This window comes from uncultured Litoreibacter sp. (assembly GCF_947501785.1).
Classification (GTDB): Bacteria; Pseudomonadota; Alphaproteobacteria; order Rhodobacterales; family Rhodobacteraceae; genus Litoreibacter.
In genome coordinates this window covers 1,770,778-1,784,917 of sequence record NZ_CANMXB010000001.1, presented here as the reverse complement: position 1 = coordinate 1,784,917, position 14,140 = coordinate 1,770,778, and the positions used below count along the sequence as shown (strand labels likewise).

General features: G+C 59.1%; 19 protein-coding genes. 16 read left to right on the top strand and 3 right to left on the bottom strand.

Features of this window, described 5'->3' with window-relative positions; genetic code table 11:
* The 15 genes from Q0899_RS08915 to Q0899_RS08845 all read left to right on the top strand — a co-directional run bounded on the left by Q0899_RS08915 (window position 1) and on the right by Q0899_RS08845 (window position 9,930).
* A complete protein-coding gene (locus Q0899_RS08915) occupies window positions 1-204 on the top strand; it encodes a DUF1737 domain-containing protein (protein WP_276149283.1) in 204 nt (67 codons plus the stop codon).
* Entirely contained in the window at window positions 204-1,241 is a 1,038-nt protein-coding gene (locus tag Q0899_RS08910; protein WP_299192280.1) for a MaoC family dehydratase, read from the top strand. The genes Q0899_RS08915 and Q0899_RS08910 overlap by 1 nt, the downstream gene beginning before the upstream one ends.
* Window position 1,242: 1 nt before the next feature.
* A complete protein-coding gene (locus Q0899_RS08905) occupies window positions 1,243-2,388 on the top strand; it encodes a M48 family metallopeptidase (RefSeq protein WP_299192278.1) in 1,146 nt (381 codons plus the stop codon).
* Between the two features lie 138 nt (window positions 2,389-2,526).
* Complete coding sequence (locus tag Q0899_RS08900) at window positions 2,527-2,808, top strand: TM2 domain-containing protein (RefSeq protein ID WP_298296186.1); 282 nt, start codon at window positions 2,527-2,529, stop codon at window positions 2,806-2,808.
* A gap of 26 nt (window positions 2,809-2,834) precedes the next feature.
* Window positions 2,835-3,056: a TM2 domain-containing protein gene (locus Q0899_RS08895; protein ID WP_298296187.1), complete on the top strand. Its 222-nt coding sequence runs from the start codon at window positions 2,835-2,837 to the stop codon at window positions 3,054-3,056.
* A 69-nt stretch (window positions 3,057-3,125) separates the two neighbouring features.
* The gene (locus Q0899_RS08890) at window positions 3,126-3,821 is read left to right on the top strand and encodes a DUF1194 domain-containing protein (RefSeq protein ID WP_299192275.1); all 696 of its coding nucleotides are present in this window, start codon (window positions 3,126-3,128) and stop codon (window positions 3,819-3,821) included.
* A 153-nt stretch (window positions 3,822-3,974) separates the two neighbouring features.
* Window positions 3,975-4,358 carry a succinate dehydrogenase, cytochrome b556 subunit gene (gene sdhC, locus Q0899_RS08885; protein ID WP_298296189.1) on the top strand — a complete coding sequence of 128 codons (384 nt, stop codon included), beginning with the start codon at window positions 3,975-3,977 and terminating at the stop codon, window positions 4,356-4,358.
* Between the two features lie 12 nt (window positions 4,359-4,370).
* Entirely contained in the window at window positions 4,371-4,742 is a 372-nt protein-coding gene (sdhD, locus tag Q0899_RS08880) for a succinate dehydrogenase, hydrophobic membrane anchor protein (protein WP_299192273.1), read from the top strand.
* Window positions 4,743-4,757: 15 nt separating this feature from the next.
* Window positions 4,758-6,566: a succinate dehydrogenase flavoprotein subunit gene (sdhA, locus tag Q0899_RS08875; protein WP_298296193.1), complete on the top strand. Its 1,809-nt coding sequence runs from the start codon at window positions 4,758-4,760 to the stop codon at window positions 6,564-6,566.
* Complete coding sequence (locus tag Q0899_RS08870) at window positions 6,563-6,865, top strand: hypothetical protein (protein WP_298355893.1); 303 nt, start codon at window positions 6,563-6,565, stop codon at window positions 6,863-6,865. Before sdhA ends, Q0899_RS08870 begins: the two co-directional genes overlap by 4 nt.
* Window positions 6,862-7,191: a hypothetical protein gene (locus tag Q0899_RS08865; protein WP_299192270.1), complete on the top strand. Its 330-nt coding sequence runs from the start codon at window positions 6,862-6,864 to the stop codon at window positions 7,189-7,191. The genes Q0899_RS08870 and Q0899_RS08865 overlap by 4 nt, the downstream gene beginning before the upstream one ends.
* Complete coding sequence (locus Q0899_RS08860) at window positions 7,188-7,511, top strand: hypothetical protein (RefSeq protein WP_298296199.1); 324 nt, start codon at window positions 7,188-7,190, stop codon at window positions 7,509-7,511. The genes Q0899_RS08865 and Q0899_RS08860 overlap by 4 nt, the downstream gene beginning before the upstream one ends.
* A gap of 12 nt (window positions 7,512-7,523) precedes the next feature.
* Window positions 7,524-8,303 (top strand): succinate dehydrogenase iron-sulfur subunit, encoded by a 780-nt coding sequence (locus tag Q0899_RS08855; RefSeq protein WP_298296201.1) that lies wholly within the window; start codon window positions 7,524-7,526, stop codon window positions 8,301-8,303.
* 47 nt (window positions 8,304-8,350) lie between these two features.
* Window positions 8,351-9,067 (top strand): hypothetical protein, encoded by a 717-nt coding sequence (locus Q0899_RS08850; RefSeq protein ID WP_299192267.1) that lies wholly within the window; start codon window positions 8,351-8,353, stop codon window positions 9,065-9,067.
* Complete coding sequence (locus Q0899_RS08845; protein ID WP_299192265.1) at window positions 9,064-9,930, top strand: DUF1989 domain-containing protein; 867 nt, start codon at window positions 9,064-9,066, stop codon at window positions 9,928-9,930. The genes Q0899_RS08850 and Q0899_RS08845 overlap by 4 nt, the downstream gene beginning before the upstream one ends.
* Here the strand turns inward: Q0899_RS08845 and deoD are convergent.
* From deoD to Q0899_RS08830, 3 genes are all read right to left on the bottom strand, one after another.
* Window positions 9,927-10,631 (bottom strand): purine-nucleoside phosphorylase, encoded by a 705-nt coding sequence (gene deoD / locus Q0899_RS08840; RefSeq protein ID WP_299192263.1) that lies wholly within the window; start codon window positions 10,629-10,631, stop codon window positions 9,927-9,929. The two genes, Q0899_RS08845 and deoD, sit on opposite strands and share 4 nt — an antisense overlap.
* Before the next feature lie 137 nt (window positions 10,632-10,768).
* The gene (locus Q0899_RS08835) at window positions 10,769-11,800 is read right to left on the bottom strand and encodes a fatty acid desaturase (RefSeq protein WP_298296209.1); all 1,032 of its coding nucleotides are present in this window, start codon (window positions 11,798-11,800) and stop codon (window positions 10,769-10,771) included.
* Between the two features lie 141 nt (window positions 11,801-11,941).
* Window positions 11,942-13,030 carry a fatty acid desaturase gene (locus tag Q0899_RS08830; protein ID WP_299192261.1) on the bottom strand — a complete coding sequence of 363 codons (1,089 nt, stop codon included), beginning with the start codon at window positions 13,028-13,030 and terminating at the stop codon, window positions 11,942-11,944.
* Window positions 13,031-13,212: 182 nt separating this feature from the next.
* Here Q0899_RS08830 and Q0899_RS08825 point away from each other — a divergent pair, with 182 nt between their 5' ends.
* The gene (locus Q0899_RS08825) at window positions 13,213-14,127 is read left to right on the top strand and encodes a DUF4123 domain-containing protein (RefSeq protein ID WP_299192259.1); all 915 of its coding nucleotides are present in this window, start codon (window positions 13,213-13,215) and stop codon (window positions 14,125-14,127) included.
* Window positions 14,128-14,140 lie beyond the last annotated feature (13 nt).

Genomic DNA, 14,140 nt, shown 5'->3' with positions numbered 1-14,140 from the left:
ATGAAGCTCTATCGGTTTCTGAGCGAGGAAGACACCTCGGCCTTCTGTCACAAGGTGACAGATGCGTTGAACAAAGGGTGGGAGCTTTACGGCTCCCCCACGCAAACGTGGGATCACAAAGCTGGCGTCATGCGCTGCGGTCAGTCGGTCGTCAAAGAAGTGGAGGGCACCTATTCGCCTGACACCAAACTGGGTGCGCATTGATGGCGGCGAAGACGAATGCGGGGTGGTTCTTTGAAGACTATTCCATTGGCCAGGTGATCCACCATGGTGTTCCGCGCACATTGTCCGGCGGGGAGCGGGCGATGTATCACGCGCTATATCCCGCGCGGCATGCGATCTATTCCTCCGACGCGTTTGCGCGCAACTGCGGCTTGGCCGAGGCGCCGCTTGACGACCTGATTGCGTTCCATACGGTGTTTGGCAAAACCGTGCCTGACATATCGCTGAATGCCGTTGCAAATCTGGGCTATGCCGAGGGTCGGTTCCTCAAACCGGTCCATGCGGGCGACACGCTGGTGTCTCGCTCTGAGGTGGTTGGGCTGAAGCAGAATTCCAACGGCAAAACCGGCGTGGTGTGGGTGCGCACCACAGGTGAAAACCAGTTGGGTGACGTGGTCTTGGAATATGTCCGATGGGTGATGGTGCGTAAGCGCGATGTCGATGCGCCCGCGCCGAAAACCGTGATGCCTGATCTCGCCGCAGCTCTAAATCCGGATCACCTTGTCATTCCGGAGGGCCTTGATCTCAGTGGCTATAACTATGGACAATCCGGCGAGCCGCATCGGCTGGGCGATTATGAGATTGGCGAGCGTATTGACCATGTTGATGGGGTCACCATCGAAGAGGCTGAGCATATGTTGGCCACGCGCATGTGGCAAAACACGGCCAAGGTCCATTTCGATGCAACCGCGCGGGAAGACGGACGGCGGCTGATATATGGCGGGCACATTATTTCCATGGCCCGCGCCCTCAGCTTCAACGGATTGGCCAATGCCGCAATGATTGTGGGGCTGAACGCTGGCGCGCATGCCAATCCCTGTTTCAGCGGCGATACCGTCAAAGCCTGGTCCGAGGTGCTGGACATCGCCCAAACCGTTGCCCCCGGCGTGGGGGCTATCCGGCTACGGCTGGTCGCTCAACGGGTAGGGGCAGAGATGTTCTCGCTCAAAGGAGAGGATGGGAAATACCTGCCCGATGTGCTGCTTGATCTGGACTATTGGGCGCTGATGCCGGTCTAGGATGGTGTTGTCCCGCATCGAAGCTTGGAAGCGCGCAGCGCATACCCGCATCGGCGAACAGCTGTTTCGCAAGGCCCGCGCTGATTTCGAGGCGGGCACCTTCTCAACCTTGCAACCCAGCGTGCGAGTCGCCAAGGCGCTCGCGGCGCTCATCTTGGCCACTCCAATTGCGATGCTCTTGTTAGGGCTCTACGTCGTCACGCTGGATTTTCCAAATCTGATAACATTGGTGATCGGCGGAGTGCTGACGGCGTGCGGCGTGTACGTTTTCCCGTGGTCGCGCAAGCTGCCCGAAGGAGGCTTTAGGCGCGAGGACCTGCCCGAGCTGTTCGCGCTTTGCGATGAGGTTGGCGCGCGGATCGGGGCGAAGCCGCTGACACTGATCTACATCACGGATGACATTAACGCCTTCTACACGGAGCATCGCGGCGAGCGGGCCATGGGCATCGGGCTGGGCCTTTGGGTCATTGCAACGCCGCAGGAACGGGTCAGCGTCATCGCCCATGAGATGGCACATATGGTCAACAACGATGTGGCCCGCAGTGGCATATTGAGTCTGGCGCTCTCGGCCCTGGAACGGTGGTACTACTTGTTTGGCGACAGCGAAATTTTCGACCATGAGGGCTATCTGCTACGCGAACGCGACGGCTCTGAAATGTTTGCCGATGGCATCATGGGGATACTGCGCGGCATCGTGGGGACAATTTGGTCGGTGCTGACCCGCTTGACCTTTGCCGATAGCCAGCGGTCTGAATATCTGGCTGACGCGGTCAGCACACGGGCGGGTGGTGTGGGCAGCGCGACGTCCATGTTGTCCAAGCTGGCGCTTATCCCTCTGGTCGATGCCGAGTTGCGAGGGCTGGTTCCGTCCTATGTCAAAGACGGGACCGCATTTTACGCCCGCATCACCAAGGCGGTAACTAACGTTGACTCAGCAGAGCGGGCCAAACTGACCGACAAGATGGTGGAAGAGCATCACAGCGTCGACATGAGCCACCCGCCAACATTCCAGCGGATCGCCTTTCTGTCTGATCTGGCGGAGCCTGACCAAGGGCCAATCACCTACCGGCAAGAGGTAGACGCCGAAATCGCGCCGCATATTGAACGCATCGGTGCCGAGATACTGCGGTCATTGGAAATCCAGTAATGGTTGAAGCTGACCCTGAGTCAAAATGGCATCAATCGCCGGAAATTCGCCGAACACTCTCTCATGGCGACTGGAAGTGTGGATATATGGCTCCACAAAGAGCGCGACTAAATCGTGTCGAACTGGCGGAGCAGACATATGGACGTGAGGGACGAGAAGTCACCGAAATCCTACGGCGTGGCGGTTATCCTTTGCGGGATATTTGGCACGCTCGGTATCCACCATTTCTATTTGGGCAACATCGTTCATGGCATTTTCGACCTTGGGTTGTTTTTGCTGTTTTGCGTCTTGTTTTTCGGCAACGCACCGTTGCTCGGCATCCTGGTGCTTCTGATCGATGTGGCGCACACGATCTACGTTTTTTCCATGTTGATTGTCGAGAAATGGCACGATGGGGAAGGCCGCAGGGTCACTCTTTGAATTTTTGATATTACGAGGGAACGACAATGGAAAACACAGCAGCACCAGTCAAAAAGATGGTCCCCGCGGCCCTTCTTTGCTTCTTCTTGGGCACGTTCGGCGCGCACCGCTTCTACCTGAACAAATACGGCACCGCGATCTTGATGATCGTGACGCTGGGCGGCCTTGGTATCTGGGCGTTGATCGATCTTGTGCGGATCATCGTGGGGTCGATGAAAGACTCCAACGGCAACGATCTGGAGCGCTAAGCGATCAGCGCACGCGGCCACGCAATTTTGTGACTGCTCAAATTGAAAAATTGAGGCTAGGCTCCCCCCATGCGGTGGTTGCCTAGCTTTTTTCTGTCCACGGCCCTGTCTTTGGGTGCGCTGCCTGCCGTGTCTTGCGAGGTCGCTTTGGTTTTGGCCGTTGATGTGTCGGGCTCTGTAGACGATCGTGAGTTCGAGACACAGATGCGCGGGCTTGCGGAAGCTTTGCGCGACGGCGCGATATCGGAGGCGCTGGTGCTGAAACAGGCCTCCGTGCTTGTGATGCAATGGACCGGCAATCAGCGGCAACGTGTGTCTATCCCGTGGCGGCATGTGAAGAACTTCGACGACACTGACCAACTGGCGGACGACATTGAAAACACCCCGCGCATTTGGCGCAATTTCTCGACGGCCATCGGCGAAGCCCTGATTTTCGCGCAGGCCGCGTTTGATGAGGTGCCGCAATGCAAGCGCAAGCTTATTGATGTGTCGGGCGATGGTAAATCCAACGAAGGGATCGCGCCGCGCGCCATACATGCGCAGCTGCGCGCGGCGGGCATTACCGTCAACGGCTTGGCAATTGAGCAGTCGGACAAGACATTGACCGAGTATTACCAGGACAACCTCATTGTTGGGCCCGGCTCCTTTGCTATTCGCGCCGATAACTTTCAAGACTACCCTGACCGGATCAGGCTGAAGCTGCTACGTGAAATCACCAAACAGCTTTCGGCGGTGCCGCCGCTGCAAGAATCCGGAAATTTGTGATCACGACCTGAAATTCAGTGATCACATTCCACGACTTTTGATGAAAATGCGGTACGTAAGCCCCGCAAATCTGCGTTGCAGCACGTGACTCCGCCGTCAAATGCTCTAAACATCGGGGAAGCAAATATCGTAGCCAACACGAAGGACGCAGCCATGGCAGACGTCAACCGGGGGGATCGGCCGCTTTCCCCACATCTTTCCATTTACCGGCCCCAGCTGACGTCGATGACCTCGATCCTGACCCGGATCACCGGGAATGCCCTGTTGGTCGCGGCAATCCTGATCGTCTGGTGGTTTCTGGCGGCAAGCTACGGCCCCGAATATTTCGCAACCGCCGACGCGGTGCTGACCTCGTGGTTCGGCGATTTGGTGCTGTTCCTGTCGCTCTGGGCCGTCTGGTACCATTTCTGCGCAGGCATCCGGCACCTGATCTGGGATAGCGGGCATGGCTGGGAATTGGAGACCGCGGAAAAGATGGGCTACGCCGTCATCGCGGGCTCGCTGATCCTGACCATCTTCACCGTCATCGTGATTTGAGGGGGGTAAAGCATGGCTTACTTAACAGACCGCAAACGCGCCGAAGGCATGGGCTCCGCCAAAACCGGCACCGCGCATCATTGGTCCATGATGGTCAGCTCTTTCGGGCTGGCAATTCTAATTCCGCTCTTCATCTTCACCTTTGGTCCGATTTTAGGGTCATCCCATGCCGAGGTCGTCGACTATTTCGCCCGACCTTTCCCGGCCATCGTCGCCGCGCTGACCATCGCTGCGTCAATGATGCATTTCAAAGGCGGCGTGCAGACGCTGATCGAGGACTACGTTCATGGCATGGCCAAGAAGGTGACGATCATCCTGATGATCTGCCTGAGCTACGCCATAGCCGCCACCGGCATTTTCGCAATCGCGCGCATCGCACTATAATTTCGGAGCAAACACATGGCTGCTGAATACGAATATGAAACCCATGAATATGATGTGGTGGTTGTTGGCGCCGGCGGCGCTGGTTTGCGCGCCACATTGGGCATGGCGGAACAGGGGCTTCGTACCGCCTGTGTGACCAAAGTCTTCCCGACCCGTTCCCACACCGTTGCGGCCCAAGGCGGCATTGCTGCGTCTTTGTCCAACATGGGGCCGGATAACTGGCAGTGGCATATGTATGACACGGTCAAAGGCTCGGATTGGCTGGGCGACACCGACGCCATGGAATATCTCGCACGGGAGGCCCCCAAAGCGGTCTACGAGCTGGAGCATTACGGCGTGCCGTTTTCGCGCACCGAAGAGGGCAAGATCTACCAGCGGCCCTTTGGTGGCCACACAACCGAATTTGGAGAAGGCCCCCCGGTGCAGCGCACCTGTGCGGCTGCCGACCGCACCGGCCACGCGATCCTGCATACGCTCTATGGCCAGTCGCTGAAGCAAAAGGCCGAGTTCTACATCGAATATTTCGCCATTGACCTGATCATGAGCGATGACGGCGTCTGCACCGGCGTTTTGTGCTGGAAGCTGGATGACGGAACGCTGCACCTGTTCTCTGCCAAGATGGTCGTGCTGGCGACAGGCGGCTATGGCCGCGCTTATTTCTCCGCCACCTCGGCCCACACCTGCACCGGCGACGGTGGCGGGATGGTTGCGAGGGCTGGATTGCCTCTGCAGGACATGGAGTTCGTGCAGTTCCACCCCACCGGCATCTACGGCGCGGGCTGTCTGATCACGGAAGGCGCACGTGGGGAGGGGGGCTATCTGACCAACTCCGAAGGCGAGCGGTTCATGGAACGCTATGCGCCGACCTACAAGGATTTGGCGTCCCGGGATGTGGTGTCCCGCTGCATGACCATGGAAATCCGCGAGGGTCGTGGTGTAGGCGACAAGGGGGATCACATCCACCTGCACCTCAACCACTTGCCGCCTGAGACGCTGCAGCTTCGCCTGCCAGGCATCTCGGAAAGCGCACGCATCTTTGCGGGCGTCGACCTGACGAAAGAGCCGATCCCCGTTTTGCCAACCGTGCATTACAACATGGGCGGCATCCCGACGAACTATTGGGGCGAGGTGCTTAGCCCGACCAAATCCGACCCCGACCGCGTGTCGCCCGGCCTGATGGCTGTGGGGGAAGCGGGCTGTGCGTCGGTCCACGGCGCAAACCGGCTTGGGTCGAACTCGCTGATTGACCTCGTCGTCTTTGGCCGCGCTGCCGCGATCCGTGCGGCGGAGGTGGTCAACCCGAACGAGCCTAACCCGCCGATCAACCCAATCTCCCTGCAACGCGCCTTGGACCGTTTCGACGGGCTGCGTTACGCCAAGGGCGCGATGCCAACGGCAGAGCTTCGTCTGGAAATGCAAACCACGATGCAGCAAGACGCCGCCGTGTTCCGCACGGACAAGACGCTGGCTGAGGGTGTCGAGAAGATGGACAACGTCGCGGCCAAGATGGACGATGTAGAGGTGTCAGACCGCTCGCTCGTCTGGAACTCCGACCTGATGGAGACGCTGGAACTGGCCAACCTGATGCCAAACGCCGTGGCCACCGTCGTCTCTGCCGAGGCGCGCAAGGAAAGCCGCGGCGCGCATGCGCATGAGGATTACCCCGACCGCGACGACAAGAAATGGCGCAAGCACTCGCTGACGTATTTCAAAGGCCACAAAGCCAAGCTGGACTATCGTGGCGTGCATCTGGAGCCGCTGACCTCGCATAACGAGGGTGGCATTGACCTGAAGAAAATCGCGCCCAAGGCGCGGGTCTATTGATCCGCGCCTTGGCATATTCATTGCCCCTGCTGGCACTGGCCTGCGCACCCCAACCGATGACGTTGGACCGCGCGGACAAGCTGTGCCGTGAGGACATCGGCCTTGCCGATGGTGTGCGGGGCAATGTGGGCGTCGGGGTTGGAACCGGCGGGGCCAAGGCCAAAGGCTCGATCACGGTCACCAACCGCGTGCTGAACCCGCAGTCGGACGAAGAATTTCTGCGCGAATGCATCGCACGCCGTATGAATGGCGAACCTGCGCCGGTGACCTACGGAATTACGGTCGGGGGACGGACATGAGAATAGTCGCAGCCTTGTCGGCCCTGATGGTGCTGGCCTCTTGTGGCGATGACGGCTTGGCCGATCAATTGGCGCGGGACCAAGCGCGCAAGGCGGTGAACCCGGTGCTGGCCGAACGCTTCCCGGGCGTGCCGTTAGAGCCGGCGACCAACTGCGTGATCAACAACGCCAGTGCGTCGGAAATCTTCCAGCTGGCCAAGGCTGGTGCTACGACAGTTTCGCAAACCGATGTCGAGCTGATCGTGCAAATCGCGACACGAAAAGAGACGATCAGCTGCTCGTTGGAAGACGGGATTTCGCCGCTGCTGGCCGGGGTGAGCTTGTGAAGGTTGTCCGCATCATGATGGCCGGTGCCGCGCTGACATTTGCTAGCGGTTGCGCCGTTCCGGCGTTGATCATCTATGACACCTATGTCGACAAGGCCGAAGACCTGAGCGCGCAATACTTGGCCGAATCCCGCCCCCAGATCGACCCGGTCAAGGGCACAAAATGCACCATGTTGTCGCTGACGCGCGGCGAGATCATCAAGATCGGCACCAGCGACACAACCGAATTGAAGAACAATCATCGCAACATCATCGGCCTGGCGCTGCAGCGCCCCAAGGCCGCAAATTGTCTGGTGTCGCTTGACGCCGCGACTGCTTAGGAGACCCGGACCATGGTTCAACTAACCCTTCCCAAGAATTCCCGCATCATGGGCGGCAAAACATGGCCCAAACCCGAGGGTGCGAAGAACGTTCGCAAATTCCAGATTTATCGCTGGAACCCTGATGACGGGAAGAACCCCTCGGTCGACACTTATTTTGTCGACATGGACAAATGCGGCCCGATGGTGCTGGACGCGTTGATCAAGATCAAGAACGAGATCGACCCGACCCTGACCTTCCGCCGGTCTTGCCGAGAAGGCATATGCGGGTCTTGCGCGATGAATATCGACGGGATCAACACGTTGGCCTGTATCTACGGGATGGATGAAATCAAAGGCGATGTGAAAATCTACCCGCTGCCGCATATGCCGGTGGTCAAGGATCTGATCCCGGATCTGACGCATTTCTATGCGCAGCACGCCTCGATCATGCCGTGGTTGGAGACGACGACGAACCGCCCTCAGAAGGAGTGGCGACAGTCGATCGAAGACCGCAAGAAGCTGGATGGGCTCTATGAGTGCGTGATGTGCGCGTCGTGCTCGACATCTTGCCCAAGCTATTGGTGGAACGGGGATAAATACCTCGGGCCAGCAGCTTTGCTGCATGCGTATCGCTGGATCATTGATAGCCGCGACGAGGCGACCGGCGAGCGTCTGGACCAGCTGGAAGACCCGTTCAAACTGTATCGCTGCCACACCATCATGAACTGCACCAAGACCTGCCCGAAAGGGTTGAACCCGGCCAAAGCCATTGGGGCGATCAAGAAAATGATGGTCGAACGCACCGTCTGATGCGGCCTGCGCTTGCACTGCGGTGAGCGAGCGCGCAGGTTCGGGCAATGAGCCAAATTGACTTCATTTGCCCGCCAGAGATTTTCGGAAAAATCCCCGCGCCGGAGCCTGCGGCAAAATTCTTGCCTGACTGGTTCAAGACCATGCCGCGCGAGATGGGGATGGCAGACGCCCATGGGCTTGCAGGATTGACGGTGCGCGCCTGTCTGCCGGTGGCTGACATCATGGCGCAGGGGTGGATCATACCGCTGCCCTATGATGTGTGGACCGAGGTCGACCCCGCCACAGGATGGATGGGGTTCAAATGGGACCCCGAGGCCCAGTTTGATCCGATTGCGGCGCACCATCCGGGCCAGATTGCAGCGGACAAACCGCCATTTCTTGGGGTTCAGCCGATGAAGTTCGTGAACCCCTGGACGGTCAAGCTGCCGGATGGATGGTCCGCCAATTTTTTGCACCCGATCAACCACTTCCAACTTCCGTTTACCACCTTCAACGCGACGGTGGATTGCGATGCTTTGGATATGCCTGCCAATGTGCCGTTCATCTGGCATGGAGGTACGCCGGGGGTCCGGTTGCAGGCGGGAACGCCGATGGTGCAGGTGATCCCGTTTGAACGTTCCGCCCAGCTGCGTCAGGCTGATGTTCGGGGGGAGACGGCGGAAGAAACGGCGCGGCGGATCAAAACGCATAACCGGAAACATACTGAAGTATCGGTCTATGCGCGGGAGTGGCGAAGACGGCATGAGAGGGATGGTAAGTGACAGAAAATAAAGAAGTTTTGGGTCAACAACCTGATGACGCTGCCGCGCGTCAAGCCGTTGCGCCGGTGATTTGCTACCCTGTGGAAACGCTGCCCGCGGCTGATATGACGCTGTATGGGGCTGCCCGCGAAGGGTTAACAAAGTGTGAAGAAATCCGGGTCGAGGCGCGGGATGCGGCGTGTTTCAGGGTGCCTCAGGGGCATTTCTTCCGCATCCGGTCCATCGAGGGGCCGCAAGTGGGCGATCTGAACCTGTTTAACGCGAGTGATTTGTCGGAACGGTTCTACTCGGGCAAAACCCGCGCGCTGCACGGGACCCATATCACCACGGGCGAGCGTATGTGGTCCAACTTCCCGACGCTGCGCCCAATGGCGACGGTGACCCATGACACGTTGGGGTGGTACGGCATCGACCAATTTGGCGGCTCGGTCCATGACGTGATTGGCACGCGCTGCGATCCCTATACGCATAACTTGTTAAAATCCGGTCAATACCACCATTGCTGCCATTCCAACCTGACCCGCGCCTTGGCGGCGGAGATGGGGATGACGCCCCATGAAGCGGAGCAGCATGTGCATGATGTGTTGAACGTTTTCATGTGCACCGGCTTCACCCGCGACACGGGGCAATACTTCATGAAGGCCAGCCCGGTGCGGCCCGGCGATTACATTGAATTCTTCGCCGAGATTGACCTGTTGGGCGTGCTAAGTGCTTGTCCCGGCGGGGATTGTTCGTCTGAGCATTCCAGCGACGTGGCCGCCTGTCATCCCTTGTTGGTCGAGGTCTTCGAACCTTCCGCGGGGGCATTGGATGGTTGGGTTCCGCCTGCTTTGAACGGTTATGACAGAACCCACGGGACCTAGCTGAACGCCGCTTCCAACGCGATTTCCACCATGTCGCCGAAGCTCTTTTCGCGGTCCTCGGATGGGAGGGCCTCGCCGGTTTGCAGGTGGTCTGATACGGTCAGAACGGCCATGGCGCGGCGGTTGTAGCGCAGGGCGAGGTTGTAAAGCTCGGCGGCTTCCATCTCGACCGCGAGGATGCCGTGGCGGGTCATTTGTTCATTGAGATCAGGGCGTTCGTCGTAGAACACATCGGCCGAATAAATGCCGCCGACATGGGTGGTGATGCCCTTCTTTTCGGCCGCGTGGAAGGCTTTGTGAAGCAGCCCGAAATCAGCGCTTGGGGCGAAGTTCAGCTCTTTGAAGATGCCGATGGAAGGGGTTGATATCGTTGAGGAAGTTGAGGCCAGGATGACGTCGCGGATGCCCACTTGCGGCTGCATGCCGCCGCAGGAGCCGATGCGGATCAGGGTTTTGGCGTCGTAATCCTTGATCAATTCATTGACATAAATCGACAGGGACGGCATGCCCATGCCGGAGCCTTGGATGGTGACCCGGTGGCCGTTCCACGTGCCGGTGAAGCCCAGCATCCCCCTGACTTCATTGACCAATTTGACGTCTTCAAGAAATGTCTCGGCGGCCCATTTGGCGCGGTAGGGGTCGCCGGGCAGCAGGACAGTTTCAGCAATGTCGCCGGGATTTGCGCCGATATGGATGGTCATCTGGGCCTCTTGGATTGTGGTTAATGCGTGGATTTCAGGGCAGTTTCGCCCCGAAAACCGGCGTACACAAGGCGTACACACCGCGTACACCGGCTGTACAGACGCGATTTTCGCACCAAAGCTTGCGAAACGGGTGGTTAACGTGCGCTGCGCAATTGGCGGGCCTGGCGGAAGGACAGCAGGCGGCGTTCGCCTTCATCCCACAGATGCAGCCGCGCCGTGGCGAAGCTTTCCCAGATCGTCAGGCGTTGGGCTTGCGCCAGATCACCGTGGTCGCGCAGGACCTCTGGCAGACGGTAGAACGGGATGCGGCTGTAGAGGTGATGCACATGGTGCACGCCAATATTGGCGGTCAGCCATTGCAGCACCGAGGGCATCACATAGTGGGAGCTGCCATGCAGCGCCGCGTCATGCACCTGCCACGCGTCTTTGCCGTCCCAATGGGTTTCTTCGAACTGGTGCTGGACGTAGAACAACCAGACGCCGAGCGTGGCGGCAACCAGCGTTGTGGGCACGAAGATCAGCAGGATCGGGGCAGCGCCGCCGAAGTAGAAAATGATGCCGAGGATCACCACAATGGCGGCATTGGTGCCCATGGCCGACAGCCAGTATTTGAAGCCCGCGCGCATCAGCCCGATGGGCAGACGGTTCTGCGCGAAGAACAGATATCCGGGCCCCAGCACGAACAAGGTGAATGGGCTGCGGTAAAGGCGGTAACGCGCCTTGCCAAACCAGCTGCGCGCCTCGTATTCGGCGGTGGTGAGAGTGAAGATCTCGCCCATGTCGCGCTGGTCCAGATTGCCGGAATTGGAATGGTGCACCGCATGCACCTTTTGCCACACATCATAGGGCGTCAGGGTCAGCACCCCCAGCGCGCGCCCGACCCAATCGCCGACCTTTGTGTTGCGGAAGAACGCGGAATGACCGCAGTCATGCTGGATCGCAAAGACGCGGACCAGAAAGAAGCCGTTCAGCACAGCGATTGGCAGCGTGAGCAGCCAGCTGACCGACAAGGCCCACCAGCTGAGCGCCCAGAGCGCCGCGAAGGGGATCAAGGTGACTGCCAACTCGAAAATGGAGCGGGCGTGGTTCGGATCGCGGTATTTCTTGAGCTCTCTGACCCAGTTACGTGCGGCCTCAGCCGTAGGGGATTGGGTGGGCGACGTCATGTGTTTTCCGGTGATAAGAGAGGTTGCATCTTCCTAAGGCAAGCGAAAGCCCGCGCATAGCGAATTATCTACCTGTTGCGGTTATTTCGTTAAGGACTGCGATATTTTGTGTCGGATTTTACCCAATTTGGCGGGGAGGGCCTACTCGGCGGGTGCCAATGCCTGATCGGCGCGGCGCATGGCGCGTTCGTCGGCGAAGGAGATCATGGACCGCGTATCCTCGTCCCAAAGCTGCATCCAGATGCATTTGACGGATGTCTTCAGCGTCATTTTGTAGGCGCCTTGCAGCAATGGCTCGTTCTCTAGCGCCTCTGGCAGCCGGTAGAACGGGATGCGCGCGTAGAGGTGGTGGATGTGGTGGATGCCCATGTTGGCGGTGACCCACATCAACGGCTTGGGCAGCACATATTGCGACGAGGAATGCAGCGCCTTTTGGTGGATGGTCCAGTTGGGCTGCCAGTCGAACTGCGCCTCCTCGAACTGGTGCTGCACATAGAAGGTCCAGACGCCGGCACTTGCCCCGACCCAGACCGAGGGAAACCAGACCAGCCAGATCGCGGCCCAGCCGCCATAGGCGTAGAGCGCGGCCAACACGCAGCCGATGGCCAGATTGGTGCCCATCGCGGAGCGCCAGAAGATCCAGCCGTTTTTCCACATGCCAAACGGCAGCCGGTGCTGCAGGAAGAACAGCCAAACGGGGCCAATACCGAACAGGAAGACCGGGTTGCGGTAGATTTGGTAGGCGAAGCGGTGCCAGCCGGGCAGGGCGCGGTATTCGTTGACGGTGAAGGTGTGCACCTCCCCGATGTCGCGGTCATCGAGATTGCCGAGGTTCTTGTGATGATTGGCATGCATTTTGCGCCACATGTAATAGGGCGTCAGCGTGATCACCCCCAGCACCCGGCCGAAATTGTCGTTGGCCCGCGCGGTCCTGAACAGCGCCCCGTGGCCCACATCATGCTGCAGCAGGAACATGCGGATGGTGAAGACCCCGGTGGTCAGCCCGAAAAAGAACGCCAGTGGGTAGGAAAAGGTCAGCGCCCAAAGCGCGAGCGCCCAGCTGATCGCGAAGGGGATCACCGTTTGCGCGATCTCCCACCATGTGCGGGCGGGGATCGGGTCCTTGTATTTCTTCAGCCTGCGGGCAAGCGCGCGGGCATCCTCTGCGCTGACAAACGCGTAGTCGGATTGTTTGGTCTGCGAGGAGGGTGGCATGGTGATGGTCGGCAATTCTCTGGCTTCTGAAAAGAGTTGGAAACAGGACTACATTATACGAACCAAAGCTTTTCTACCGCGTCCAACGGGGGTGCTGCAACCATTGTAAGCGCAGGGCGGGCGGCATTGATTTCAGCCCATCAGCACAATAGCATCTGTTGACAATTGATTTGAACATGAAGGGCTATGTGCCTGGCATGACTGCCAATATTGAAACCGACGCATTTAGGCAGCTGCCCCTCGATCCTGCGCAAGGGTACCCGCTGACCAACCCTTTACCCGACGAAATGCGGAAATTTTTGTGGCCGGAGGGGCAAAACTGCTTTGCATTGCTGGACGGCGCCGCGTTTCCCAACCTGCCGGAGATGTTGGAGACAAGCGGGCTGCCTCATGGGTGCCTGTTTCAGGGAGAGGCGGCCGAAGATTTGGGCGAAGTGGCGCCATGGCTAGTCACGCTCGCCGACAGCAACGCTTTAACCCGCTCGCTTTTTACCGACGGGGACGCGCCTTGGCAGCTTTGGGGCAGCGGCCCGCTGCTGTTACTACAATCGCCGCATTCCTTGCGCCAGATACGGGCCCATCTGCGCAAATTCACCCGACTAAAGGGAACGGATGGCCGGCACTATTTCTTCCGATTTTGGGAGGCGGCCTATCTTGAGGCCTTCCTGCTTGAGATGAGCCCTGTTGAGGCAGCCAAGCTGTTCGACGCTGAACTCTTTTCCGGCCTGCTCGTTGGCCAGCCTGCGGGGCTGCGCCGTTTCCGGTGGAAGACTCGGCCGGCCCGCAGCATGAGCAAAAGCCTCTTGATGACGCCCGACATGCGCACCTTGTTTGGCTATGTCGCCCAGCACGAGTTCGACAAGACCCTGCATGCTGAGCATTGCAGTCAGGGCGACATGGATGCCGGCCTTATGGCGGCCTGCCTGGAGACCGCGCGGCGAAACGGGTTTTACGCCCGCACCGTGCTGCGCGACTACATTGGGTGGTGCGCACAGGAGAATGCCAACATAATGGAGCAAAGCTGGGCTCGGGCCGAGCTGCAACAAACGCAGAAATACCGCGAAACGCTGCGCTTTGACCGGCTGCGGCTGACCGCCGAAGAAAGGGCTTAGAGACGTGGCTCAG